The organism is Azospirillum sp. Sh1 (assembly GCF_008365135.1).
In the GTDB taxonomy this organism is placed as follows: Bacteria; Pseudomonadota; Alphaproteobacteria; order Azospirillales; family Azospirillaceae; genus Azospirillum; species Azospirillum oryzae.
The window spans coordinates 53,725-75,015 of record NZ_VTTK01000025.1; the positions used below are offsets into that span (position 1 = coordinate 53,725).

The window sequence follows — 21,291 nt, forward strand, 5'->3', positions numbered from 1 at the left end:
GAAGGCTGTGTTCAGGAGAGTGTCGGGCTATGTTCGAGGGCGAATTCGCCGGCCTGCAGCTTGCGGCGCAGGATCTTGCCGACCGGCGATTTCGGGATTTCATCGAGGAAGACGTACTCGCGCGGGCGCTTGAAGTTGGCGAGGCCGGAGGTGCGGCAATGGTCGTCGAGATCCTTCGCCTCGACACCGCGGGTGCGCTTGACGAAGGCGACGACCCGCTGGCCCCAGCGCTCGTCGGGCAGGCCGGCGACCGCCACCTCCAGCACGCCGTCATGCAACGACAGCACGCTTTCGATCTCGACCGGCGAGACGTTCTCGCCGCCGGTGATGATCATGTCGTCGACCCGGCCGGTGACGAAGAGGTCGCCGTCGGCGTCGAGGAAGCCGATGTCGCCGGTGAAGTACCAGCCGGCATGCAGCGCCTTGGCGTCGGCGTCCGGCCGCTTCCAATAGCCTTCGAAGGACTCGTCGCCGGACAGGTCGGCGACGATCTGCCCCTCCTCTCCGGACGCGGCGCACTCGTCGGGATCGAAGCTGCCGAGGCGGACGATGCGGATGCGCTGGTTCAGCGCCGCCTTGCCGGCCGACCCCGGCTTGGCCGGGGCGTTCTGGTCGATGGTGAAGGTGTAGATCTCGGACGAGCCGTAATGGTTGACGAACAGCTCGGGCCGGAAGGCGGCGTCAAGCCGCTTCAGCAGGCCGTCGGTCATCGACGCCCCGGCGAAGCCCAGCTTGCGCACCGACGACACGTCGGTGCTTGCGAATTTCGGGTCGGCCAGCAGGTCGTGGTAAAGCGTCGGCACCAGATAGAGGCAGCTCAGCCGCTCAGACGCGATCAGGTCAAGCGCGCGGCCGGTGTCAAAGCGCGGCAGGCAGACGAAGCAGCCGTCGACCAGCGCCATCGCCAGCAGCGAGCGCACCCCCATCGTGTGGTAGAGCGGCATGACCCCCAGCGTGCGCTCACCCCGGCGGTAGCAGTTCTGGGCGACATGGGCGATTGCGGCGGCACGCTCCGTCCGGTGACGGCGCGGCACGCCCTTGGGCTTGCCGGTGGTGCCGGAGGTGTAGAGGAACAGCGAGATATGCTCCGCCGTGGCGCGCGGCAGCGCCGGAGCCGGTTCGCTGTCCAGCAGGTCGGTGAAGCGGTGGTCGGCCTGGTGGTCGCTATCACCGACCGCGATGCGGGGCAGAGCCCGCGCCGCGGCGGAGTCCCGGACGGCGTCGGCCGACACGTCCTGACAGAACAGGACGCGCACCTCGGCGTTGGGCAGGCAGTAATCCAGCTCGTCGGCCTTCACCCGCCAGTTCAACGGCACGACGGCGATGCCGGCCAGTTGGCAAGCCCAATGGATGGTCGCCATCTCCCATGTGTTCTGCAGCGCGGTGGCGACGCGGTCGCCGGGGTGCAGGCCGAGCCGGTCGAAGGCACCGACCAGCCGGCGGATGCGTTCCAGCCATTGCGCGTAGGTCAGCCGCAGCTCGCCGTCGACGATGGCGACCGCGCCGGGGCTGCGCTCCGCGCTGGCCAGGATGCTGCGGCCGAGGTCAAACATGGGCGACCTCCTTCATCGTCCGGCCCGTGACGTCCATCACGGCGCGGACGATGCCGGCATAGCCGGTGCAGCGGCAAAGATGGCCGCTCAGCATGTCGCGTAGCTCCTCTTCGGTGGGTTCGGGATTGCGGCTCAGATAGTCGGTCAGCGACATCAGGATGCCGGCGGTGCAGAAGCCGCATTGCAGGGCGTGATGCCGGCGGAAGGCCTCCTGGAGCGCGGTCATCTGCCCCCCGTTGGCCTGCGCCAGCCCTTCGACGGTGTCGATGCGCCGGCCGTCGGCCTGCACCGCCAGGGTCAGGCAGGCGCGCTGTGCCACGCCGTCGATGCGGACGGTGCAGGCGCCGCAGACGCCGTGTTCACAGCCGACGCGGGTGCCGTGGGCGCCCAGCTCGTGGCGCAGGAAATCGCTCAGCAGCAGGCGCGGATGGGCGTGACCGGTGCGCGGCGTGCCGTTCAGCACGATGGAGACGGCATGGCGCGTCTCCGCCGCCAGCGTCGAGATGGAGTTCAGCGGCGGCATGACTGGGCCTCTTCAAGGACGGTGCGGCCGATCCGGCGGACGAGGTCGCGGCGGTAGCGGGCGGTGGCGTGCTGGTCGTCGTCGCCTCCGAGATCCCAGGCGAAGGCGTTCAGCGCCTCGTCGAGATCGGGCGGCAACTTGCCGTCAACCAGCGGCCAACTGCGCAGCGTCGGCCGGTCGGCCACCCCGCCGACGGCGAGGCCGGCGGAGTGCTCGTCCACCGTGGCGGCGCAGGCGGTGATGGCGAAATCGCCATGCCGCATCGACTGCTCGCGGAAGGCATGGCCGCTGCCCGGCTTCGCCAAGGGGAAACGGATGCTTTCGACGATCTCGTCCGCCGCCTTCACCGTGGTCAGCGGCCCCAGGAAGAAATCGGCGGCGGCGACGGTGCGGCGGCGCTTCGCGTTGCGCAGCATCACCTCGCCGCCGGTGGCGACCAGGCAGAGCGGCGTCTCGGCGCTGGGATCGGCATGGGCGACGGAGCCGCAGAGCGTGCCGCGGTTGCGGGTCTGGAAATGGCCGACCCACGGCAAGGCGGCGGCCAGCAGCGGCACCTCCTGCGCCAGGGTCGGGCGGGCCAGCACCTCGGCCTGGGTGACGGCGGCGCCGACGGTCAGCCAGCCATCCTCGGCGCGGAGGATGCGCAGTTCCTCCAGCCGGCCGAGGTCGATCAGCAGGCGCGGCTGGACCAGCCGCATGTTCAGCATCGGCATCAAGGACTGGCCGCCGGCGATCACGCGGGCGCCGTCGCCCCCGGCCGCCAGCGCCGCCAGCGCGTCGGCGACGGTCGCCGGCCGCAGATAGTCGAAGGACGCGGGTTTCATCGGTTGAATCCCAGAAGGCGCAGCAGGCGCGCCAGAAGTGACGGGTGTTCGGACGGTGCAGCCGGGCCGCTGGCACGCGCCACCAGCTTCTCGAAGAACTGGCCGATCAGCAGGCGGGACGCGCTGTCGAGCATCCGGCCGCCGACTGCCGCGACCTTGCCGCCGACCTCGGCGAAATAGCGATAGGTGACGCGGGTGCCCCCGGCCGTGCGCTCCAGCCTGACGTGGCCGGTGCCCCGCCCGGTGCCGAGCGCGCTCGACCCGCTGCCGGTCAGGGTCAGCGCGTTGGGCGCGTCGAGGTCGGACAGCGCCACCTCGGCGGTGTAGCGGCCGCGCACCGGGCCGATGCCGACCACCACCTCTGCCCGGTAGGCGTTGGGACCGACGAGGTCCAGCGCCTCGCAGCCGGGCAGCAGCGCCGCCAGTTCCCTCGGATCGAGCAGGATGGCCCAGACCTGTTCGGGCGTCGCCGGCACCTCGCGGCTTCCCTCCCCGGTCAGGCCGCGCCCGCCCTTGACCGCGGCCGGCGGCGACGTTTTCCCGGAACCCGCGGCGGATGCCGGGCGCGGTGGTTCCGGCGGATGGATCAGCGCCGCCAGCTTGGCCGGGGTGATCGGCAGGGACGGCACCTCATCAACCGCTATGCCGGACAGCGCATCGGCCACCGCGTTTGCGAGGCAGACCGGCGTGCTCATGCAGTTCCCCTCCCCCACCCCCTTGGCGCCGAGCGGCGTCACCGGAGACGGGCTTTCGCGATGGAGGATCACCGGAACCGGAACCTCGCAGGCGGTCGGCACCAGATAGTCGGCGAAGGTGCCGGACAGGAACCGGCCGTCGTCGCCATAGGCGTATTCCTCATAAAGCGCGGTGCCGATCGCATGGGCGAAGCCACCCAGGATCTGGCCCTCCACCAGCAGCGGGTTCAGCAGCCGCCCGGCGTCATGCATGGTGACGTAGCGGTCGATCCGCACCGCACCCGTCGTCCGGTCGATTTCCACGCCGCAAAAATCGAAGATGAAGCCATAGCAGGCGGAACTGTTGATGTGGTCGGCGTCGGTCGGCGCCTTCAGCGGCTCCGGCGTCCAGAAAGCGGTCTCGCGCAGCGCCGCCTCCTGCCCGTCCGGCAAGGTTCCGGGCGCCCAATGGCCGGCGGCGGCGACGCGGGAGAAGGACAGGCTGTTGTCCGGGTTGGCGCCGGAAAAGACCTTGCCGCCGGCGAAGCGCACATCGTCGGCGCGGCAGTTCAGCGGACCGGCGACCAGCGCCGCCATGCGGCCGCGCAGCCGGGTGGCCGCCACCTGCGCCGCCCCCGCCACCGCCCCGGCGAAGCGGCTGGAATAATTGCCCGACGCGATCGACCAGGCGTCCTTGCCGGTGTCGAGGTCGGTGTTGACGCGGATGTCCTCGAAGCGCAGGCCGAAGACGTCGGCCACCACCTGGGCCAGCACGGTGCGGTGCCCCTGCCCCTGCGGGGCCGACGCCACCGTCACCGACACGCCGCCGGTGGGGTCGACGGCGACGCTGGCGGTCGCCTGCGCGCCGTTCTTCGGCCCGGCCTTGCGCCGTTCCTCGGCGGTCAACACGGTGGTGATGTAGCCCATGTTGGAGATCGACGGCTCCACCACCGCGGCATAGCCGATGCCGTAGATCCGTCCCTCCGCCCGCAGCGCGTCGCGCCGCGCCTTCAGCGTGTCGAGCGCCCCCTCGCGCACCGCCTGTTCCAGCGTCGCGCGGTAGTCGCCGCTGTCGAGCGTCCCGCCGGACGCCGTCAGGTAGGGCATGGCGTCGGCCGCCACCAGATTGCAGCGGATGACGTCGAGCGACTCCAGTCCCAGCTCCGCCGCCACCCGGTTCATCAGCCGCTCCAGCCCGTAATAGAGCTGTCCGCCGCCAAAGCCGCGATTGAGGCCGGTCGGCGTCTTGTTGGTGACGACGATGCGGTTGGTCACCGCCAGGTTGGGAATGTCGTAGGCGCCGGTCAGGTTGCCGTGGTTGCGGTAGAGCGAGGCCGGTTCCGGCGCCCGCAGATAGGCGCCGCAATCCTCGGTCTGCTCCATCCGTAGTGCCAGCACCCGGCCGGCCGGCTCCACCGCCGCGTCGATGCGCATGCGGCGCGCGGTGGCCGAGGTGGCGGCCATCAGATGCTCCAACCGGTCTTCCACCCACTTCACCGGCCGGCCGGCGACGCGGGCACACAGCCCCATCAGCACGACATAGGGGAACACCGCCTGCTTGTTGCCGAAGCTGCCGCCGGAGTGGGAAGGCGTCTTCAACCGCAGCCGCGAACCCGGTACGTTCAGCGCACGCGCCATCACCGGATGGACGGCGAAGGGACCGGAGAAGTTGGACAGCACCTCATAGGAATCCTCGGCCGCGTCGTAGTCGGCCAGGACGACGAAGCACTCCATCGGGGTGCAGGAGTTGCGGGGATACTCGACCTCGACCGACACGGTGCGGGCGGCACGGGCGAAGGCCGCCTCGGGGTCGCCGTAGCGGAAGCTGCGGCTGTTGACGAGGTTGGATCCCACCGCCGGATGCAGCGGCTCCGATCCCTCTTCCAGCGCCTGGGCGATCGAGGTGACCGGCGGCAGCGGGCGATAGCGCACCTCGATGCGGTCGAGCGCGTCCTCCGCCAGATAGCGGCTGTCGGCAAGCACCACCGCCACCGGTTCGCCGACATGGCGCACGCGGTCGATGGCAAGACACCAATGCTCCATCGGCGCACGGATGCCGACCAGGAAAGGGCTGGCGAAGCGTCTGGCCTCGGCCCCGGTGACCACGGCGGCGACGCCGGGAAGCGCCAGGGCAGCGGCGGTGTCGATGCCCAGCAGGTCTGCATGGGCGTGCGGCGAACGCAGGATCGCCGCATGCAGGGTGCCCGGCTTCACCGGCAGATCGTCGGCATAGCGGGCGACGCCGGTCAGCAGCGCGGCGTCTTCCACCCGCGGCATGGAACGGCCGACAAATGGCGCAGTTGCGGCCGGACTGCCTTTGATTTCAACGGTCTGCGTGGCGGCCTCAGGAGCCGTTTGGGTGGCCGTCATCGTCATCCTCCGGTTACCGGAGAAGACTAGACCGTGGGCCCCGCAACGCTTTTACCGTGGAGTGTCGCGATTTACCCTAGCGTCTCATTTTCATGCATGCCCGGCCTCAGGCGGCCCCCCGCCTGCCCGGTCCACCAGATTGACGACGCGGCGGTACTCGGTGGGTGTCACGCCCTGGTGGTTGCGGAAAAAACGGCTGAAATGGCTGGGCGCCGAAAAACCGAGCCGGCCGGAAACCTCAGTGGCGCTCTCCACCCCGGCGGCCATGGCGTCGATGGCCGCCTCCATCCGCAGCACGTTGAAATAAAGCGCCGGGGTGATCGCCATCGTCTGCTGGAATAGCCGGAACATGTGGGCACGCGACAGACCGGCGGCGGCGGCGACGCGGCCGGCGTCGAATTCCTCGCCCAGGGTTCCCCGCATGAAACGAATGGCCTGACGGATGCGGAAGTCGCCGGCCGCCGGGGCGGCATAGCGCGTGCCGCCCAGTGTCCGCCATTCGGAGAAACGGTCGATGATGGCGATCATCAGGTCGAACAGCGCCTCCTCCATCCGCTCGCCGGACGGGTCGTCATACAGCAGCTCCGCCGCCATACGGTCGGCCAGCCGGCGGATGTACGGCGTCAGCTCGCCGCAGGACTGCGCGAAGAAGCCGGGATTGCCGCTGGCGTTGAGTTCCCGCTGCATGGCGCCGAGCCAGCGCGGCTCGATGTACAGCGCCAGGATCACGGTGCGCGGTGCGCCCGGCTGATGGGCATAGGAATGGGCCTCCCAGCTGTTGACCAGCACCGCGGTGTCGTCACGCAGCGGATAGAGCTGCTCCCCCACCGCGAAGCGGGTGTCGGCGCCCGACGCCTTGATCAGCACATGGCAATGGGGGTGCGCGTGATGGATCAGCGCATTGTCCATGTCCAACAAGGCGACGCGGCCAAAGCTTCCCTGATGGATGCGCATCGCTTTCGACATGGCTTCCGGTCCTTTCCTACCCGCCCACGGCCAGCAGCCGCCGGGGTGATCTTCGATAGTTTGCTTTACAAGCTAATCGTCAGCGGCCGCCTTTACCAGATCCATCGGACGGGATCCCTTGGACGCATGGCTGCCGGCAACAGGAGAAGGAGCGGCAATAAAGAAGGGCCGGCCCGCTGCCCGAAGACAGCGGATACTCCATTCGGCGCTTGGCGGAGGTGTCCACTGATCCGGAGGAGGGTCATTGCTCCAAAAGAGCATGCACGAAGACCTTGAGAAACCTCCGCCATGACCGTATCGTTCTTGTGTCGCAGATAGACTGCGGCGTTCTTTCAGCAAGGAGCTTGCTGAGCATGGTCTCTACCAACAGCACCGGGCGCGAGTCCGGCACCCTGTCGTTGCCGAGGAATACCGCGGTTCCCCGTGCGCAAGGTCCCTTGGCCACCAGAACCGAAAGCGTCTCGGCATACGATTTTTTGGTCTTTGTCGGCCGCTTCCGCCCGTTCCATCTCGGCCATCTCACCGTCATGCAGCGGGCTTTGTCGCTGGGGCGCCATCTGATTGTGCTGGTCGGATCGTCGCGTCAGGCGCGCAGCCACCGCAATCCCTTCGGCTTCGAAGAGGTGCGTTCCTGCATAGTGGGTGCCTTCACACCGGAAGAGTGCGAGCGCATCACGGTGCTTCCCCTCATCGACCGCTACAACGACCTGGAATGGATCCGCGATGTCCAGGCCGCGGTGCATGGCGTCGTCGTGCAGCATCACCGGCCTGCCGATGGCTCGGCCCCAAGGGTCGGCTTGATCGGTCACTCGAAGGACAACAGCAGCTACTATCTGCGCATGTTCCCGCAATGGGGCGCCGTGGAATGCATGAACTGCCGGGGGATTTCGGCCACGCCGATCCGCGACGCCTATTTCGCCGACGCGACAGCGGCGCTAGAGGCGTGGAAAGAAGCACTGCCCGCGAATGTCGCCGCCTTCATGGCGGAGTTCGCACGCACCGATGAGTACAAGCGGCTGGCCGAGGAAAGCGCCTATATCGCCAAATACAAGGCGGGGTGGGCCAATGCTCCCTACCCTCCGACCTTTCTGACCGCCGATGCCGTGGTGGTTCTGTCCGGTCACGTCCTGTTGGTCGAACGCCGAGGCCTGCCCGGACGTGGCCTGCTGGCGCTGCCCGGCGGCTTCGTCGGACAGCATGAGCGGATCAAGGACGCCATGATCCGGGAGTTGCGGGAGGAGACGAAACTCAAGGTTCCGGCGGGATTTCTGGAGGGCGGCATCCGCGCCAGCCAGATCTTCGATCACCCCTACCGCTCGTCGCGCGGGCGCACGGTGACGCAGGCCTTCCTCATCCAGCTCAAGCCCACCGACGACGGCTTTCCCAAGGTGCGTGGCGGTGACGACTCCAAATCGGCCCGTTGGGTACCGATCGCGGAAATCGATCCCGAACAGATGTTCGAAGATCACTTTCACATCATTCAAACACTGATCGCGCTGTCCAACAGTTGAGCGCGATGCCTGACCGGTGCGGTTGCCAGCCGCCTTCATGGCCATCGCCGCATTCCAATAAGACGATCAAGCCCGCCGGACAGACTGGCGGCATTCGGCAAAGGAGCTTTGCCATGTTCAGCACTTCGTCCCGCACTCTGCGCATCGTCTGCGTCCAGGCCAACCCCACGGTCGGCGCGCTTCGAAGCAATTTCGACATCGTCCGCCGCCATCGCGAGCTGTATCGCGGCAAGGCCGACCTGCTGGTGTTCAGCGAGTGTTTCGGCACCGGCTATCCGCTTCAGGATCTCGTGCTGCGTCCGGGCTTCCGGCGCGATTTCCGCAAGGCGCTCGATGCGCTGGCCGGAGAGATGCGGGGCGACGGCGGACCCGCGGTGCTGGTCGGCGGCCCGCTCGACGGCGCCTCACTGCCCTACAATGCAGCCTTCCTCATCGAGACCGACGGATCGATGAAGGTCGTGCTCAAACACACGCTTCCAAACGACGAGGTTTATGACGAGAAGCGGGTCTTCGCCCCCGGCCCGGTGCCCTCACCCGTCGATTTCCGCGGCTTCCGCCTGGGCATCGCCATCTGCGAGGATTTCTGGCACGGCAAGATCGCCCAAGCCCTGGCGGCCGAGGGTGCCGAGGTGCTGATCGTGCCGAACGGCTCGCATTTCAGGAGCGGGAAGCAGGCGGTCCGGCTCGCCATCGGCCGGCGCACGGTCAAGGCCACCGGCCTGCCGATCCTCTACGTCAATCAGGTCGGGGGACAGGACAGCCTGGTGTTCGACGGGGGCAGCTATGTGATGGACCGCGCCGGGCTGGTGATCGCCCAGGCCGGCTTCCGGGAATGCGACTTCGACATCACGCTGGAGCGCGGCGAGGACGGCGGTGTCGAGCTGCGGCGCGGCGACGTGCTCGGCATGCTGCCGAACGGCTATCCCGACGAGACCGAGGCGATGTACCGGGCCCTGGTGCTGGGCTTGCGCGACTATGTGAACAAGAACGGCTTTCCCGGCGTGGTGCTCGGCATGTCGGGCGGCATCGACAGCGCCCTGTCGGCCGCCGTCGCGGTGGACGCGCTGGGCGCCGACCGCGTGCTTCTGGTGCGCATGCCGTCGCCCTACACCTCGGCGGAGAGCATGGAGGATGCCGAACGGGCCGCGGCCCTGCTCGGAACCCGCCTACTCACCGTGCCGATCGCGCCGGCGATGAACGCCTTCGACGGCATGCTCGCTCCGGTCTTTGCCGACCGGCCGGTGCCGGCGGACGACACGACCTTCGAGAATGTCCAGGCCAGGGTCCGCGGAATGACGCTGATGGCCCTGTCGAACCGGCTTGGGCTGATGGTGCTGAGCACCGGCAACAAGAGTGAGATGAGCGTCGGCTATGCGACCCTCTACGGTGACATGTGCGGCGGCTATTCAGTGCTGAAGGACGTCTACAAGACGGTCGTCTTCCGTCTGGCGCGCTGGCGCAACACGCACATCCCGTCCGGCCTGCTCGGTCCGCAAGGTGCCGTGATGCCCGACCGCATCATCGCCAAGCCGCCGAGCGCCGAACTGCGCGAGGGGCAGACGGACGAACAGGCCCTGGGCGCCTACGAGCATCTGGACGCGGTGCTGGCGACCATGGTCGAGGGACTGAATGGTGCAGATCGCGCCGCCGAACTGGCGAGCGCTGCGGTGGGACAGCCGATTTCCATCGCCTATGCCGAGCGCATCGGCCGGATGACGGCCCGTGCGCAGTACAAGCGCGACCAGAGCCCTCCGGGTGTGGTCGTCACCGAACGGACCTACGGGCTGGGCTGGCGTCTGCCGGTCACCAACCATTACGGGCTGTGACCCGGTCAGCGAGAACAGGAGGTTTCAGCCATGCTCGTCAATTTCAGCGGCCGCGCCCACAACCACAATTTCGCCACCGACTTCATCGTCCGCTCCCTGCTGGACACCGACTGGTACAAGCTGGCGATGCTGCAGTTCATCTGGCGGCATTTCCGCGACGTGAAGGTCCGCTTCAGCCTGATCAACCGCACCCGCTCGGTGAAGCTGGCCCGGATCATCGACGAGGCCGAACTGCGCCGCCAGCTCGACAATGTGCGCTCGCTGCGCCTGAAGCGGTCCGAGGCGATCTGGCTGCAAGGCAACACCTTCTACGGTCAGCGCGGGATCTTCCGGCCCGAGTTCGTCGCTTGGCTCGCCGACGACTTCGCCCTGCCCGACTACCGGCTGTCGGAGGAGGACGGCCAGTGGCGCCTGGATTTCGAAGGGTCGTGGGCGATGACGACGATGTGGGAGATCTACGCCCTCAGCGTCATCAACGAACTGAAGACGCGCGCCGCACTCGCCAGCATGACCGAGACCGAACTCGACATTCTCTACGCCCGCGCCAAGGTCCGTCTGTGGGACAAGATCGAACGGCTGCGCCCATTGGAGGATCTCAGCCTCTCCGATTTCGGCACGCGGCGGCGCCACAGTTTCCTCTGGCAGGAGTATGTGGTGGAGACGATGGCGGCCGAACTCGGCCCGCGCTTCATCGGCACCTCCAACACCCACTTCGCCATGAAGCATGACCTGGAGGCCATCGGCACCAACGCGCACGAGCTGCCGACGACGGTCGCGGCCCTGGCCCGGACCGACGACGAGCTGCTGGGCGCACAGTACGACGTCCTGCGGCTGTGGCAGGAGACCTATGGCGGCGCGATGCTGGTGTTCCTGCCGGATACCTTCGGATCGACTCAGTTCCTGCGGAACGCGCCGGAGTGGGTGGCGGACTGGACCGGCATGCGGGTCGACAGCAAGGACCCGGTGACGGCGGGCGAAGAGTATATCGGCTGGCTGCAGCGCCACGGCCGTGATCCCCACGAAAAGCGCGTGCTGTTCAGCGACGGGCTGGACGTTGAGGACATCCTGCGGCTCCACCGGACTTTCGCCGGCCGCATCCGCGACGGCTACGGCTGGGGCACCCTGCTGACCTCGGATTTCCGGAACTGCCACCCGCGCAACGGACAGGGGCTCGATCCGCTGAGCCTGGTCTGCAAGGTGACCGCGGTCGAGGTCGACGGCGCCTGGAAAGGGGCGGTCAAGCTCAGCGACAATTACGAGAAGGCCACCGGACCGGCCCCCGAGGTCGCCCGCTACCGTGCCATCTTCGGCACCGAGGGCGTCGCCAACGTCCCGGTGCTCGTCTGAACCGGAGGAGACGCATCATGACCGAGACCGTCATCAGCCCGGCCGCCGCGCTGGAGGCCGTTGCCGCCGCCCTGCCGGTGCGCAGGACCGCCGTCCCGCTGACCGGCAAGCGGGTCGGAAAGCTCGATGTCGATCCGGTGAAGGGGTTCGCCGCCATCGGTGGCGGCAATCTGGCGCTGCCAGCGGCCAACGCCCAGGTCAGCCGCATGATCGCCGAGATCGACCGCACCGACCGGCTGTTCATCGAGTCCGGCTATCCCATCGCGGTTTTCCTAGACACCCATGAGCCGGGCAAGCCCGAGTACCCCTATCCGCCCCACTGCGAGGCGGGCTCGGGCGAGGAGAATCTGGTCGAGGAGCTGTCCTGGCTGGACGGCGCCCCCGGTGTCACGCTGATGCGCAAGGACTGCATCAACGGCGTCGTCGGAACGACCGACCTTGCGACCGGCCGGAACCGGCTGTTCGACTGGATCGCCGCCAACGGCATCGAGACGCTGGTGGTGGACGGCATCTGCACCGACATCTGCGTTCTTCAGGCGGTGCAAGCGCTGCTGTCGGCACGCAACCACGGCATGACCGGGCCGCTGCGCGAGATCGTGGTGTATGAACCGGGATGTGCCACCTACGACCTGCCGCTGGACACCGCGCGCGGCCTCGGCCTGCACGACACCGCGGCCCACCCGCAGAGGGTCGCCCACCACATGGGGCTATACCTGATGCAGGCGAGCGGTGCGGTGATCGCAGACGAGCTGCTCTTGCAGACCCCCTGACCGCCTGCGCCGTCAGGCCGACGCGATCATGTGCGGGACGAAGCGGCTGGTGTTGCCGGTGATGAGCGTGCGGTCTTCGCGGATACCCAGGCCGCAGGCCTTGTCGCCGGCCATCCAGACGCCGAAGACGGCATGGTTGCCGTCGGCCTCCGCCAGCGGCGTGTAGGCTTGGTAGACCCAGCCATCGTCGACATAGGGCCCCTCGGTCTGGGCGATCGGCTGGCCGACCGGGAAGCCGGCGGCGTCGAGGGTGGCGATGCTGACATTGCTGCCCTCGCGACCGAGCAGCGGCTTCGCCACCACCATGCTGCCGGCTGGAAAGCCGCTGCGGTCGAGCGCCGTCTGCAACAGGTTGGGATGGCCGGGGTTCAGCTCCCACAGCAGGGCGAACAGCCCCTTCGATGCCATCACCATCTTCCAGGCCGGCTCGATCATCCGGATCCGCCCTTGAGCAGCGGCGGCCACCAGTTCGCGGCCGGTCTCCTCCCGGATCATCCAGTCCCAGGGATACAGCTTCATGAGGTGCCGGATCGGCAGGCCGGCATCGTCCAGAAAACAACCGGAGGCGTCATCGTAGCGGATCGCCTGGATCGGCATCGCCTTGGTGGTCATGCCGGCGCGCAAGGCAAGGGTCTGGAGATAGGCGATGGTCGCCTCGTCCTCCGGGTGCGGCATCAGGCAGGCGAAATGCACCGCCTCCGCCTGCGACGCCAGGGTGGGAAAGCTCTGCATCCGCGCCTGCCAGCGCCCGACCAGAGCCTCCTCCAGGCTGTTGAACTGATCAGCTTCCGGATAGGCATCCTGAAGCCAGCACCATTGAGCGACGGCGGTCTCGTAGAGCGAGGTCGGCGTCTCGGCGTTCAGCTCCAGCGCTTTCGGCGGCCCGCCCTTGCCGTCCCAGGCGAAGTCGAAGCGGGCGTAGAGCGCCATGTCCCTGCCGTCACGCTCCGCCCAGCTCGCCTCGATGGCCGGGGCGGCCCAGCGGGGAAGTCCGACCGCCTCGTACAGGCCCCGCGTCACGACATGGCCGACCGCCTGCTCGCACAGCCGGTAGACCTCCTCGGCGGCGGCCTCCAGCGTCTCGATTTCGGCAAGGGAGAAGCGCCAATGGGCGCTTTCGTCCCAATAGGCCGTGCCGTCGGCGTCGGTATGAAACGGAAAGCCGATCTCGTCGAGCTTGGCCTGCCACTGCGGGCGGGGCGCCGTCGGCACGCGCTCCATGGCCTCAGCTCCCCGAAAAGCCGCGCGACGATCCGGTCGAGCCGAAGCCGGCGCTGCGCCCGGTCGTGGTGACCGTGAAGGACTTGCCGGCATTGCCCGAGCCCGGCCGGTAATAGGAACCGGAACTGGAGGCCGCACCGCCGCTCCCCGGACGGACCTCGTCCCGGCGTTGCGGTGGCAGCGGCGTGTCGGCGATCCGGGTGTTGCCGCTGCGGGCATAGCCCTGGCGGTCGAAATAGACCGGCTGGGCGTAACCGCCTGTCAGGCTGCGGCCGATCATGAAGCCGACCAAGGCCGGAACGAAGACGTTCCCCACGCCGCTTCCCCCGCCTTCGTTCGCCCCCTCATTGGCCGGGGTGCAGGCACCGTCGCCCATTTCCGCCTCGCAGGCCTCCCGGTTGGCGAAGCGGGGGGCACCCGCCCGATGCTCCTCGCGCGCAGCGGCGAAGGCGGCGGCACAGTCGCCCGCCGGCATCTCTGCGGTGCAGGCTTCGACGGAGGGATAGACGGTCGCCTCTTCAGGGCCGTCCTCGCCGCAGGCAACCAGGATCGGGCTGATGCCGCCCAGCAGCAGGGCCGCCACGGTGCGCGAGCGCTTCATTGGGAAACCGTCCTTCACTCAATAAGTCAGCGAGCCATAGTTCAACAGCCCGACCGCTATGGAGAGGCTGGCGAGCAGGATGCCGTAAGCGGTGCGGTCGGCTTCGACACCGGCACGGAATTCCGGCAACAGCACGCGCGAACCGATGACGTAGGCCAGGAGCTGCGACACCAGCGCGATCACTCCCCACACCGCGAGATCGACGATGCTGCTGGTGTGGGATGCGACACTCGTCAAAGGCAGGGCGAAGCCGATCATGGCGCCGCCCAGGGTGAGGGCCGCGGTCGTGTTCCCCTGACGGACCAGGGCCAGGTCGCGATAGGGAGTGACGGCGGTGTAGGCCAGGATGAAAAGCAACAGGAACCCCAGCATCACCAAGGCGAAGAGCAGATATGACGGCAGGGTTGTCAGGGACTGGAGAACCGAGGTCATACCTTCATCCAACGTTGCATCACCACCCCACAGCGTTGCATCGTTTGCAGACGTCCGACAAGGCCGGACGGGCCGGCAGCGGTCGAACCAAGTCGGATCATAAGTGGTAAACCTCCGGGCGGCGGCGCGGAGCCAGAGACCTATCCTTTTTCGCCGTTGCGCACATGAAATGGCTTCGTCACCGTGTGAGTGAACATTCATTCACATGGAGGCGTCATGTCCACCGACGTTCGCCACAAGGTCCGCGATGCCGCCATCGCGCTGTTCGCCCAGAAAGGGGTGAAGGCGACGACCGTCCGCGACATCGCCCGCGCCGCCGGGGTGTCGGAGGGGGCGCTCTACCGCCACTGGCCGAGCAAGGAGGAACTGGCGGCCGACCTGTTCGCGGCGGAATACACGGCCATGTCGCAGAGCCTGCGCGACGCAGCCGGCCACGGCCCGGCGCCGGAGCGGCTGCGGCGGGTCATCCACCATGCCTTCCATCTGGCGGAGGCGGCCCCCGACCGCACCCGCTTCCTTCTGCTGTCGCAGCATGAATCGCTGCCCCTGGTGCCGCAGGGCCAGGAGACGCCGGTCGACGTGATCTGCGGCATCGTCGCCGACGGGATCGCCGAGGGCAGCATCGTTCCGGCCGACCGCGACGCACTGTCCCACATCGTCATCGGCGCCATCGTGCTGAACGTGCAGTCGCAGGTCTACGGCCGGCAGACGGCGCCGCTCTCCACCCTCGCCGGCCCGATCGCCGACGCGATCCTCAACGGGATTACCAGAACCGGAGCCGGGCAATGAACGCTTCCGCCCTTCTCGCTTCGCGGCGCTTCCTGCCGCTGTTCCTCGCCCAGTTCCTCGGCGCTTTCGGCGACAATGTGCTGCGCGGCGCCATCGCCGTACTGGCGGTGTACGGCGTGTCCGGGGATGGCGCCCTGAGCGGGGCGATGGTCTCGACGCTGGCGGCGGGCGCCTTCACCCTGCCCTTCCTGCTGCTGTCCGCCACCGCCGGCCAGCTGGCCGACCGCTACGACCGCACGCTGATCGCCCGCGCCGTCAAGCTGGCGGAGATCGGCCTGATGGCCGTGGCTTCCTGGGGCATCGTCGCCGCCGACCTGCCCGTCCTGATCATCGCGCTGGTCGGCATGGGCGCCCATTCGACGATGTTCGGGCCGGTCAAATACGGCCTGCTGCCCGACCTGCTCGCCCCGTCCGAATTGACCGCCGCCAACGGACTGGTCGAAGCCGGAACCTTCGTCGCCATCCTGTTGGGCACCATCGCCGGCGGCTCGCTGGCCCTGCTCCACCCCTGGGCGGTGCCGGGGCTGCTCGGCGCTTCCGCCGTGCTGGGTCTGGCCGCGTCGCTGTTCATCCCGCGCGCAGGCAACGCCGACCCGGCGGTGCGCGTCGGGCTGAATCCGCTGTCGGTGACGGTGCGGGTGCTGCGCTCGGTCGCCGGCGACAGGGCGTCGATGCGGGCGATCCACGGCATCTCGGTGTTCTGGGGCGTCGGCGCGGTGGTGATGGCGCAATTCCCGTCCATCGCCCGCGAGACGCTGGGCACCGACAGCGGCGGCGCCACCCTGCTGCTGGCGGTGTTCGCCGTCGGCGTGGCCGCCGGATCGATGTTTGCCGGCCTCAGCCACCGCACGCCGTCCACCGCCGACGCCGGCCGCGCCGCGCTGGCCGGTCTGGTCGCCGCCCTGGCGGGTGCCGCCCTGCCCCTGCTGACGCCGGCAGTCCCCGCGGCGGAGCCGCTCTCGCCGCTGGCGCTGCTGGCCCAGCCCTGGGCGCTGCCGCTGCTGGCCGACCTGTTCGTCATCGCCGCCGCCGGCGGGGCCTTCGCCGTTCCGCTCTATGCGCTGATCCAGTACCGGGCGGCGGCGGGAACCCGCGCCCGCGTCATCGCTACCGCCAATGTGGTCAACGCGCTCTACATGGTGGCCGGCTCGGCTGCTGCCGCCGCGATGCTGGCGCTGGGCTTCTCGCCGCTGGCGGTCGCCTCCGTGGGCGGTGCCAGCATGCTGGTCGCGGTGGTGATGGCGCTCGCCGTCGATGCCCAGGCGCTGATGCGCGCCGTCTTCCGCGGCCTGTTCCGACTGGCCTTCCGTGTCGAGGTACGCGGGGCGGAGCATCTGGCCGGTCTCGACGGCGCCGCCGTCGTGACGCCGAACCACCAGTCCTTCCTGGACGGCGCGCTGCTCGCCGCCTTCCTGCCGGGAATGCGCTTCGCCGTCGATACCCATATCGCCAAGCTGGCCTTGGTCAAGCCGTTCCTGGCGATCGCCGACCATGTCACCATCGATCCGACCAACCCGCTCGGCACCCGAATCCTGGCCCGCGCGCTTGCCGACGGCGACAAGGTCTGCGTCTTTCCGGAGGGGAGGATCACCGTAACCGGGTCGCTGATGAAGATCAACGGCGGCCCCGGCATGCTGGCCGACAAGGCGCGTTGCCCGGTGGTGCCGGTCTGCATCGAGGGCGCCCAGCGTTCGATCCTGTCGCGCATGCATGGCCGGCTGCGGCTCGGCCTGTTCCCGCGCATCACCATCACCGTGCTGCCGCCGGTCATGACGCCCGAGGTTGGCGGTCTGGTCGGCAAGAAGCGGCGCGCCGCCCTGAAGTCCTGGCTTTCGCGCGTGATGACGGAGAGCGTCTTTGCCGCCCGCCCGCGGCCCGAGACGCTGATGCTGGCCCTGCTCGACGCCCGGGCCAAGACCGGGGCGCGGGAGGACGCCGTCCAGGACGGCGACTTCTCCACCCTGTCCTACCGCGCGCTGGCGGCCCGTGCCCTGGTGCTTGGCCGCATCCTGACCAAGGGCACGGACGCGAACGAGCCGGTGGGCGTGTTGCTGCCGACCGCCTCGCCGACGGCGGCGGTGTTCTTCGGCCTCGCCGCCCATGGCCGGCCGGCCGCCATGCTGAACTTCACCGCCGGCCATGAGTCGGTGAAGGCCGCCTGCCGCGCCGCCGGGGTGCGCCGGATCGTCACCTCCGCCCAGTTCGTCGAAAAGGCCCGCCTCGGCGCCCTGGTCGAGGCGCTGGCCGCCGACCACGCCATCATCCATCTCGAAGACATCAAGCGCGGGCTGCGGCTGGGCGACAAGCTGCGCGCCCTGGCGGCGCTGGTCGCCCCGGAACGGCTGCTGCCGCCGCAGGGAAGCGGCGACGACATCGCCGCCATCCTCTTCACCTCCGGGTCGGAGGGGCCGCCCAAGGGCGTGGCGCTCAGCCATGGCAATCTGCTCGCCAACATGGCGCAGGTGGCGTCGGTGGTGGATTTCAACCGGCAGGACGTGGTGTTCAACTGCCTGCCCACCTTCCACTCCTTCGGCCTGACGGGCGGCATGCTGCTGCCGATCCTGAACGGGGTGAAGACAGTGCTCTATCCCAACCCGCGCCATGTCAGGCTGATCCCTGAACTGGTCTACCAGACCAACGCCACCGTCCTGTTCGGCACCGACTTCTTCCTGAACGCCTGGGCGCGGTCCGCCGACCCCTACGACTACCGCTCGCTGCGCCTCGTCTTCGCCGGAGCCGAGCGGCTGCAGGAGGAGACGCGGCGCGTCTACACCGAACGGCTGCGCGTCCACCTGCTGGAAGGCTACGGCACCACCGAGACCGCGCCGGTGATCGCCGTCAACACCCCTGCCCGCTTCCGCTCCGGCAGCGTCGGGCAGGCCCTGCCCGGCATCGAGACCGAACTGGTGCCGGTGCCCGGCGTCGATGACGGCGGGCGGCTGCGGGTGCGCGGGCCGAACGTGATGAAGGGTTACCTGCACGCCGACCGTCCCGGCGTGATCCAGCCGCCGCAGGATGGCTGGCACGACACCGGCGACATCGTCGAGATCGACGCCGACGGCTTCATCCGCATCGTCGGCCGGGTCAAACGCTTCGCCAAGGTGGCGGGCGAGATGATCCCGCTCGGCCTCGTCGAAGAGCTGGCGAGCATCGCCGATCCGGACGCCACGCATGCCGCCGTCGCCCTGCCCGACGCCAAGCGCGGCGAGCGGATCGTGCTGGCCACCACCAGCAGCGCGTTGTCTCGCGACGCGCTGGCCGCCGCCGCAAGGACCAGGGGAGCGCCCGAGATCGCCATTCCGCGCGACATCCTGCGCATCGACGCCGTCCCGCTGCTGGGCACCGGCAAGACCGACTATCCGGCCGTGACGCGCTTCGTCGCCGACATCGCCGCCAAGGAGCCTGCATGATGGAGACCTCCGCAACCGCCGCCAAGGCTGCCGCCGCCAAGCCGGCCGCCGACCGCCGCCCCATCGCCACCCGGTCGGCCCGCTGGGCGCAACGGCTGGCGGCGTGGCTGACCACGACGCCCGTGACCCCCAACCAGATCTCGCTGCTGTCGGCTGTGTGGGCGGCAATCGGCGGCGCCCTTCTGCTGCAGGGCGGCGTCGTGGCCTGGATCGGCGCCGCGCTGTGCGTCCAGCTGCGCCTTGTGTGCAACCTGCTCGACGGCATGGTCGCGGTGGAGGGCGGCAAGGGATCGCCGGTCGGCGCGCTCTACAACGAGATCCCCGACCGTGTCGCCGACACCGCCTTCCTGGTGCCATTGGGCTACGCCGCCGGCCTGCCCTGGATCGGCTGGGCGGCGGCGCTGGCCGCCATAATGACCGCCTATGTCCGCACCTTCGGCGGCGCCCTCGGGCTGGCGCAGGATTTCGGCGGCGTGATGGCCAAGCAGCGCCGCATGGCCGCCCTCACCGTCGCCCTGCTCGCCCAGGCGGTCGAGCATGCGCTGTGGGGGACGAGGTACAGCCTGCTCGCGGCGGCCTGGATCATCACGGCCGGCAGCCTGCTGACCGTCGCGACGCGCACGCTCGGCATCGCCCGCCGCCTGAAAATCCAGCATCCGAACGCCCAACATCTGGAAGCCCATAAACCGGAGGCCCGGTCATGATCCCTCTTTTCCAACCGGCGCTCCGCCACGGTCTGCTCGGACTGACCCGCCTGCTGGTCGGCGCCCGTGCGAGCTGGGAAGGCAGCGCTCCCGTGGATGTCCCGCGCATCTATTTCGCCAACCACACCAGCCACCTCGACACGCTCGCCGTCATGGCGGCCCTGCCGGCGAAGCTGCGGGCGCGCACGCATCCGGTGGCGGCGCTCGACTATTGGGGCGGCTCGGCCCTGCGCCGCGCGGTGGCGGTGGGTTGCCTGAACGCGCTGCTGGTCGACCGCACCGGCAAGGCGACGGCGGAGGTGATGGACGCCATGGCGGCGGTGCTGGAAAGCGGACAGTCGCTGATCCTCTTCCCCGAAGGCACGCGCGGCGACGGCACCGTGGCTCCGTTCAAGAGCGGCCTCTATCATCTCTCCCAACGGGTGCCGAATGCCGAACTGGTGCCCGTCTTCATCGAGAACCTGCACCGCGTGATGCCGAAGGGCATGCCGCTGCTGGTGCCGCTGATCTGCACCATGCGCTTCGGCGCACCCCTTGAACCGGTCGCGGGGGAGGAAAAGGCGGCTTTCCTGGAGCGGGCGCGCGATGCGCTGGTGTCGCTGTCCCGGCCCAAATCCCAATCCAATCCCCAGTCCAACTCCCCGTCCTCTGGCCAACGGACCGCCCAATGAGCAGCGTGATGACCGCAGTGACGAGCTTCTTCGCCACCACCGACCCGCTGTTCCTCTGGCTGTCAGGCGCCGCCCTGGGCCTGCTGGTCGTCGCCACCCTGATCGGCACCGTCCTCGCCTATCGCGTGCGGACGCCGGCCGGGCGCGACACCGTGCGCAACCTGAACGCCCGCATCCGCTCCTGGTGGGTGATGGTGGCGCTGTTCGCGGCGGCGATGCTGCTGGGCAGCGTGGTGACGCTGGTCCTGTTCACCCTGCTCTCCTATCTGGCGTTGCGCGAGTTCCTCACGCTGACGCCGACCCGGCGCGGCGACCATGCCGGGCTGTTCCTGTCCTTCTTCGTGGTCGTGCCGCTGCAATACTGGCTGATCGGGGTTGGCTGGTACGGACTGTTCTCGATCTTCATCCCCGTCTACGTGTTCATGGCGCTGCCGTCGCTGTCGGTGTTGGGCGCCGACGCCACCGATTTCCTGACCCGCACCGCCAAGGCGCAGTGGGGACTGATGCTGGCGGTCTACTGCACCAGCCACGCGCCGGCCCTGCTGTGGCTCGACATCCCGGGCTACCGGCTGCCCACCGCCCTGCTGCTGCTGTACCTGATGACGGTGGCGCAGCTGAGCGACGTCTTCCAGTATGTCTTCGGCAAGCTGTGGGGCAAGACCCGGCTGTCGCCCGGCATCAGCCCGTCCAAGACGGTAGAGGGGCTGATCGGCGGCGGGCTGACCGCCGTTGCAATCGGCACCGGGCTGCACGTCATCACGCCCTTCACGCCGCTCCAGGCGGCCGGCATGTCGCTGACGATCGTGATCGCCGGCTTTTTCGGCGGCTTCGTCCTGTCGGCAATGAAGCGCGACCTCGGGGTCAAGGATTGGGGCACCATGATCGAGGGTCATGGCGGCGTCCTCGACCGCCTCGATTCCATCGTGTTCTCGGCACCGCTGTTCTTCCACCTCACGCGCTATTGGTTCACCTGACCAAGCTTCCCGCTCCACAACGCCCGCGCGCCCTGTTCGTGGGTCCGGCGTTGCCGGTTCCAAGCACAGCCATGGGAATCAGCAGGATATGCCATTGATCCTGATAAAAATTTAATGTGGAGGGA

Annotated in this window: 17 protein-coding genes; 9 read left to right on the forward strand and 8 right to left on the reverse strand. The window is 68.7% G+C overall.

Annotated elements, in window-relative coordinates:
• Positions 1 to 11: 11 nt before the first annotated feature.
• From FZ029_RS22280 to FZ029_RS22300, 5 genes are all read right to left on the reverse strand, one after another.
• Entirely contained in the window at positions 12 to 1,553 is a 1,542-nt protein-coding gene (locus tag FZ029_RS22280; protein ID WP_149271972.1) for an AMP-binding protein, read from the reverse strand.
• Entirely contained in the window at positions 1,546 to 2,076 is a 531-nt protein-coding gene (locus FZ029_RS22285) for a (2Fe-2S)-binding protein (RefSeq protein WP_149271973.1), read from the reverse strand. Before FZ029_RS22285 ends, FZ029_RS22280 begins: the two co-directional genes overlap by 8 nt.
• Complete coding sequence (locus FZ029_RS22290; RefSeq protein WP_149271974.1) at positions 2,064 to 2,900, reverse strand: FAD binding domain-containing protein; 837 nt, start codon at positions 2,898 to 2,900, stop codon at positions 2,064 to 2,066. The genes FZ029_RS22285 and FZ029_RS22290 overlap by 13 nt, the downstream gene beginning before the upstream one ends.
• Positions 2,897 to 5,851 (reverse strand): molybdopterin cofactor-binding domain-containing protein, encoded by a 2,955-nt coding sequence (locus FZ029_RS22295; protein ID WP_247892442.1) that lies wholly within the window; start codon positions 5,849 to 5,851, stop codon positions 2,897 to 2,899. Before FZ029_RS22295 ends, FZ029_RS22290 begins: the two co-directional genes overlap by 4 nt.
• Positions 5,852 to 6,034: 183 nt before the next feature.
• Complete coding sequence (locus tag FZ029_RS22300; protein WP_149271976.1) at positions 6,035 to 6,910, reverse strand: AraC family transcriptional regulator; 876 nt, start codon at positions 6,908 to 6,910, stop codon at positions 6,035 to 6,037.
• Between the two features lie 353 nt (positions 6,911 to 7,263).
• Here FZ029_RS22300 and FZ029_RS22305 point away from each other — a divergent pair, with 353 nt between their 5' ends.
• From FZ029_RS22305 to FZ029_RS22320, 4 genes are all read left to right on the forward strand, one after another.
• The gene (locus FZ029_RS22305) at positions 7,264 to 8,421 is read left to right on the forward strand and encodes a bifunctional nicotinamide-nucleotide adenylyltransferase/Nudix hydroxylase (protein ID WP_149271977.1); all 1,158 of its coding nucleotides are present in this window, start codon (positions 7,264 to 7,266) and stop codon (positions 8,419 to 8,421) included.
• 113 nt (positions 8,422 to 8,534) lie between these two features.
• Positions 8,535 to 10,247, forward strand: a complete 1,713-nt coding sequence (locus tag FZ029_RS22310; protein ID WP_149271978.1) for an NAD+ synthase — start codon at positions 8,535 to 8,537, stop codon at positions 10,245 to 10,247.
• Between the two features lie 30 nt (positions 10,248 to 10,277).
• Entirely contained in the window at positions 10,278 to 11,594 is a 1,317-nt protein-coding gene (locus tag FZ029_RS22315) for a nicotinate phosphoribosyltransferase (protein ID WP_149271979.1), read from the forward strand.
• 17 nt (positions 11,595 to 11,611) lie between these two features.
• Positions 11,612 to 12,364 carry an isochorismatase family protein gene (locus FZ029_RS22320; RefSeq protein WP_149271980.1) on the forward strand — a complete coding sequence of 251 codons (753 nt, stop codon included), beginning with the start codon at positions 11,612 to 11,614 and terminating at the stop codon, positions 12,362 to 12,364.
• A gap of 12 nt (positions 12,365 to 12,376) precedes the next feature.
• Here FZ029_RS22320 and FZ029_RS22325 read toward each other — a convergent pair whose 3' ends face one another.
• The 3 genes from FZ029_RS22325 to FZ029_RS22335 are packed head-to-tail and all read right to left on the reverse strand — an operon-like array spanning position 12,377 to position 14,618.
• The gene (locus FZ029_RS22325; protein ID WP_149271981.1) at positions 12,377 to 13,585 is read right to left on the reverse strand and encodes a glutathionylspermidine synthase family protein; all 1,209 of its coding nucleotides are present in this window, start codon (positions 13,583 to 13,585) and stop codon (positions 12,377 to 12,379) included.
• 4 nt (positions 13,586 to 13,589) lie between these two features.
• A complete protein-coding gene (locus FZ029_RS22330; protein WP_247892443.1) occupies positions 13,590 to 14,186 on the reverse strand; it encodes a DUF1190 domain-containing protein in 597 nt (198 codons plus the stop codon).
• A gap of 18 nt (positions 14,187 to 14,204) precedes the next feature.
• Positions 14,205 to 14,618, reverse strand: a complete 414-nt coding sequence (locus FZ029_RS22335; protein ID WP_149271983.1) for a DUF350 domain-containing protein — start codon at positions 14,616 to 14,618, stop codon at positions 14,205 to 14,207.
• 216 nt (positions 14,619 to 14,834) lie between these two features.
• On the opposite strand from FZ029_RS22335, the gene FZ029_RS22340 reads away from it, so the two are divergent.
• The 5 genes from FZ029_RS22340 to FZ029_RS22360 are packed head-to-tail and all read left to right on the forward strand — an operon-like array spanning position 14,835 to position 21,166.
• Positions 14,835 to 15,407, forward strand: coding sequence for a TetR/AcrR family transcriptional regulator (locus FZ029_RS22340; RefSeq protein ID WP_188052018.1), 573 nt, complete (start codon positions 14,835 to 14,837; stop codon positions 15,405 to 15,407).
• A complete protein-coding gene (locus FZ029_RS22345) occupies positions 15,404 to 18,817 on the forward strand; it encodes an acyl-[ACP]--phospholipid O-acyltransferase (RefSeq protein WP_149271985.1) in 3,414 nt (1,137 codons plus the stop codon). Before FZ029_RS22340 ends, FZ029_RS22345 begins: the two co-directional genes overlap by 4 nt.
• Complete coding sequence (locus FZ029_RS22350) at positions 18,814 to 19,521, forward strand: CDP-alcohol phosphatidyltransferase family protein (RefSeq protein WP_247892444.1); 708 nt, start codon at positions 18,814 to 18,816, stop codon at positions 19,519 to 19,521. Before FZ029_RS22345 ends, FZ029_RS22350 begins: the two co-directional genes overlap by 4 nt.
• Positions 19,518 to 20,192 carry a lysophospholipid acyltransferase family protein gene (locus FZ029_RS22355; RefSeq protein ID WP_149271986.1) on the forward strand — a complete coding sequence of 225 codons (675 nt, stop codon included), beginning with the start codon at positions 19,518 to 19,520 and terminating at the stop codon, positions 20,190 to 20,192. The genes FZ029_RS22350 and FZ029_RS22355 overlap by 4 nt, the downstream gene beginning before the upstream one ends.
• Before the next feature lie 8 nt (positions 20,193 to 20,200).
• Complete coding sequence (locus tag FZ029_RS22360) at positions 20,201 to 21,166, forward strand: phosphatidate cytidylyltransferase (RefSeq protein WP_149271987.1); 966 nt, start codon at positions 20,201 to 20,203, stop codon at positions 21,164 to 21,166.
• Positions 21,167 to 21,291: the final 125 nt, after the last annotated feature.

Excerpts from the sequence above, each read along its gene's own strand:
- FZ029_RS22280 (WP_149271972.1), bottom strand. The coding sequence starts at position 1,553 with ATGTTTGACCTCGGCCGCAGCATCCTGGCCAGCGCGGAGCGCAGCCCC.
- FZ029_RS22285 (WP_149271973.1), bottom strand. The coding sequence starts at position 2,076 with ATGCCGCCGCTGAACTCCATCTCGACGCTGGCGGCGGAGACGCGCCAT.
- FZ029_RS22290 (WP_149271974.1), bottom strand. The coding sequence starts at position 2,900 with ATGAAACCCGCGTCCTTCGACTATCTGCGGCCGGCGACCGTCGCCGAC.
- FZ029_RS22295 (WP_247892442.1), bottom strand. The coding sequence starts at position 5,851 with ATGCCGCGGGTGGAAGACGCCGCGCTGCTGACCGGCGTCGCCCGCTAT.
- FZ029_RS22300 (WP_149271976.1), bottom strand. The coding sequence starts at position 6,910 with ATGTCGAAAGCGATGCGCATCCATCAGGGAAGCTTTGGCCGCGTCGCC.
- FZ029_RS22305 (WP_149271977.1), top strand. The coding sequence starts at position 7,264 with ATGGTCTCTACCAACAGCACCGGGCGCGAGTCCGGCACCCTGTCGTTG.
- FZ029_RS22310 (WP_149271978.1), top strand. The coding sequence starts at position 8,535 with ATGTTCAGCACTTCGTCCCGCACTCTGCGCATCGTCTGCGTCCAGGCC.
- FZ029_RS22315 (WP_149271979.1), top strand. The coding sequence starts at position 10,278 with ATGCTCGTCAATTTCAGCGGCCGCGCCCACAACCACAATTTCGCCACC.
- FZ029_RS22320 (WP_149271980.1), top strand. The coding sequence starts at position 11,612 with ATGACCGAGACCGTCATCAGCCCGGCCGCCGCGCTGGAGGCCGTTGCC.
- FZ029_RS22325 (WP_149271981.1), bottom strand. The coding sequence starts at position 13,585 with ATGGAGCGCGTGCCGACGGCGCCCCGCCCGCAGTGGCAGGCCAAGCTC.
- FZ029_RS22330 (WP_247892443.1), bottom strand. The coding sequence starts at position 14,186 with ATGAAGCGCTCGCGCACCGTGGCGGCCCTGCTGCTGGGCGGCATCAGC.
- FZ029_RS22335 (WP_149271983.1), bottom strand. The coding sequence starts at position 14,618 with ATGACCTCGGTTCTCCAGTCCCTGACAACCCTGCCGTCATATCTGCTC.
- FZ029_RS22340 (WP_188052018.1), top strand. The coding sequence starts at position 14,835 with ATGTCCACCGACGTTCGCCACAAGGTCCGCGATGCCGCCATCGCGCTG.
- FZ029_RS22345 (WP_149271985.1), top strand. The coding sequence starts at position 15,404 with ATGAACGCTTCCGCCCTTCTCGCTTCGCGGCGCTTCCTGCCGCTGTTC.
- FZ029_RS22350 (WP_247892444.1), top strand. The coding sequence starts at position 18,814 with ATGATGGAGACCTCCGCAACCGCCGCCAAGGCTGCCGCCGCCAAGCCG.
- FZ029_RS22355 (WP_149271986.1), top strand. The coding sequence starts at position 19,518 with ATGATCCCTCTTTTCCAACCGGCGCTCCGCCACGGTCTGCTCGGACTG.
- FZ029_RS22360 (WP_149271987.1), top strand. The coding sequence starts at position 20,201 with ATGACCGCAGTGACGAGCTTCTTCGCCACCACCGACCCGCTGTTCCTC.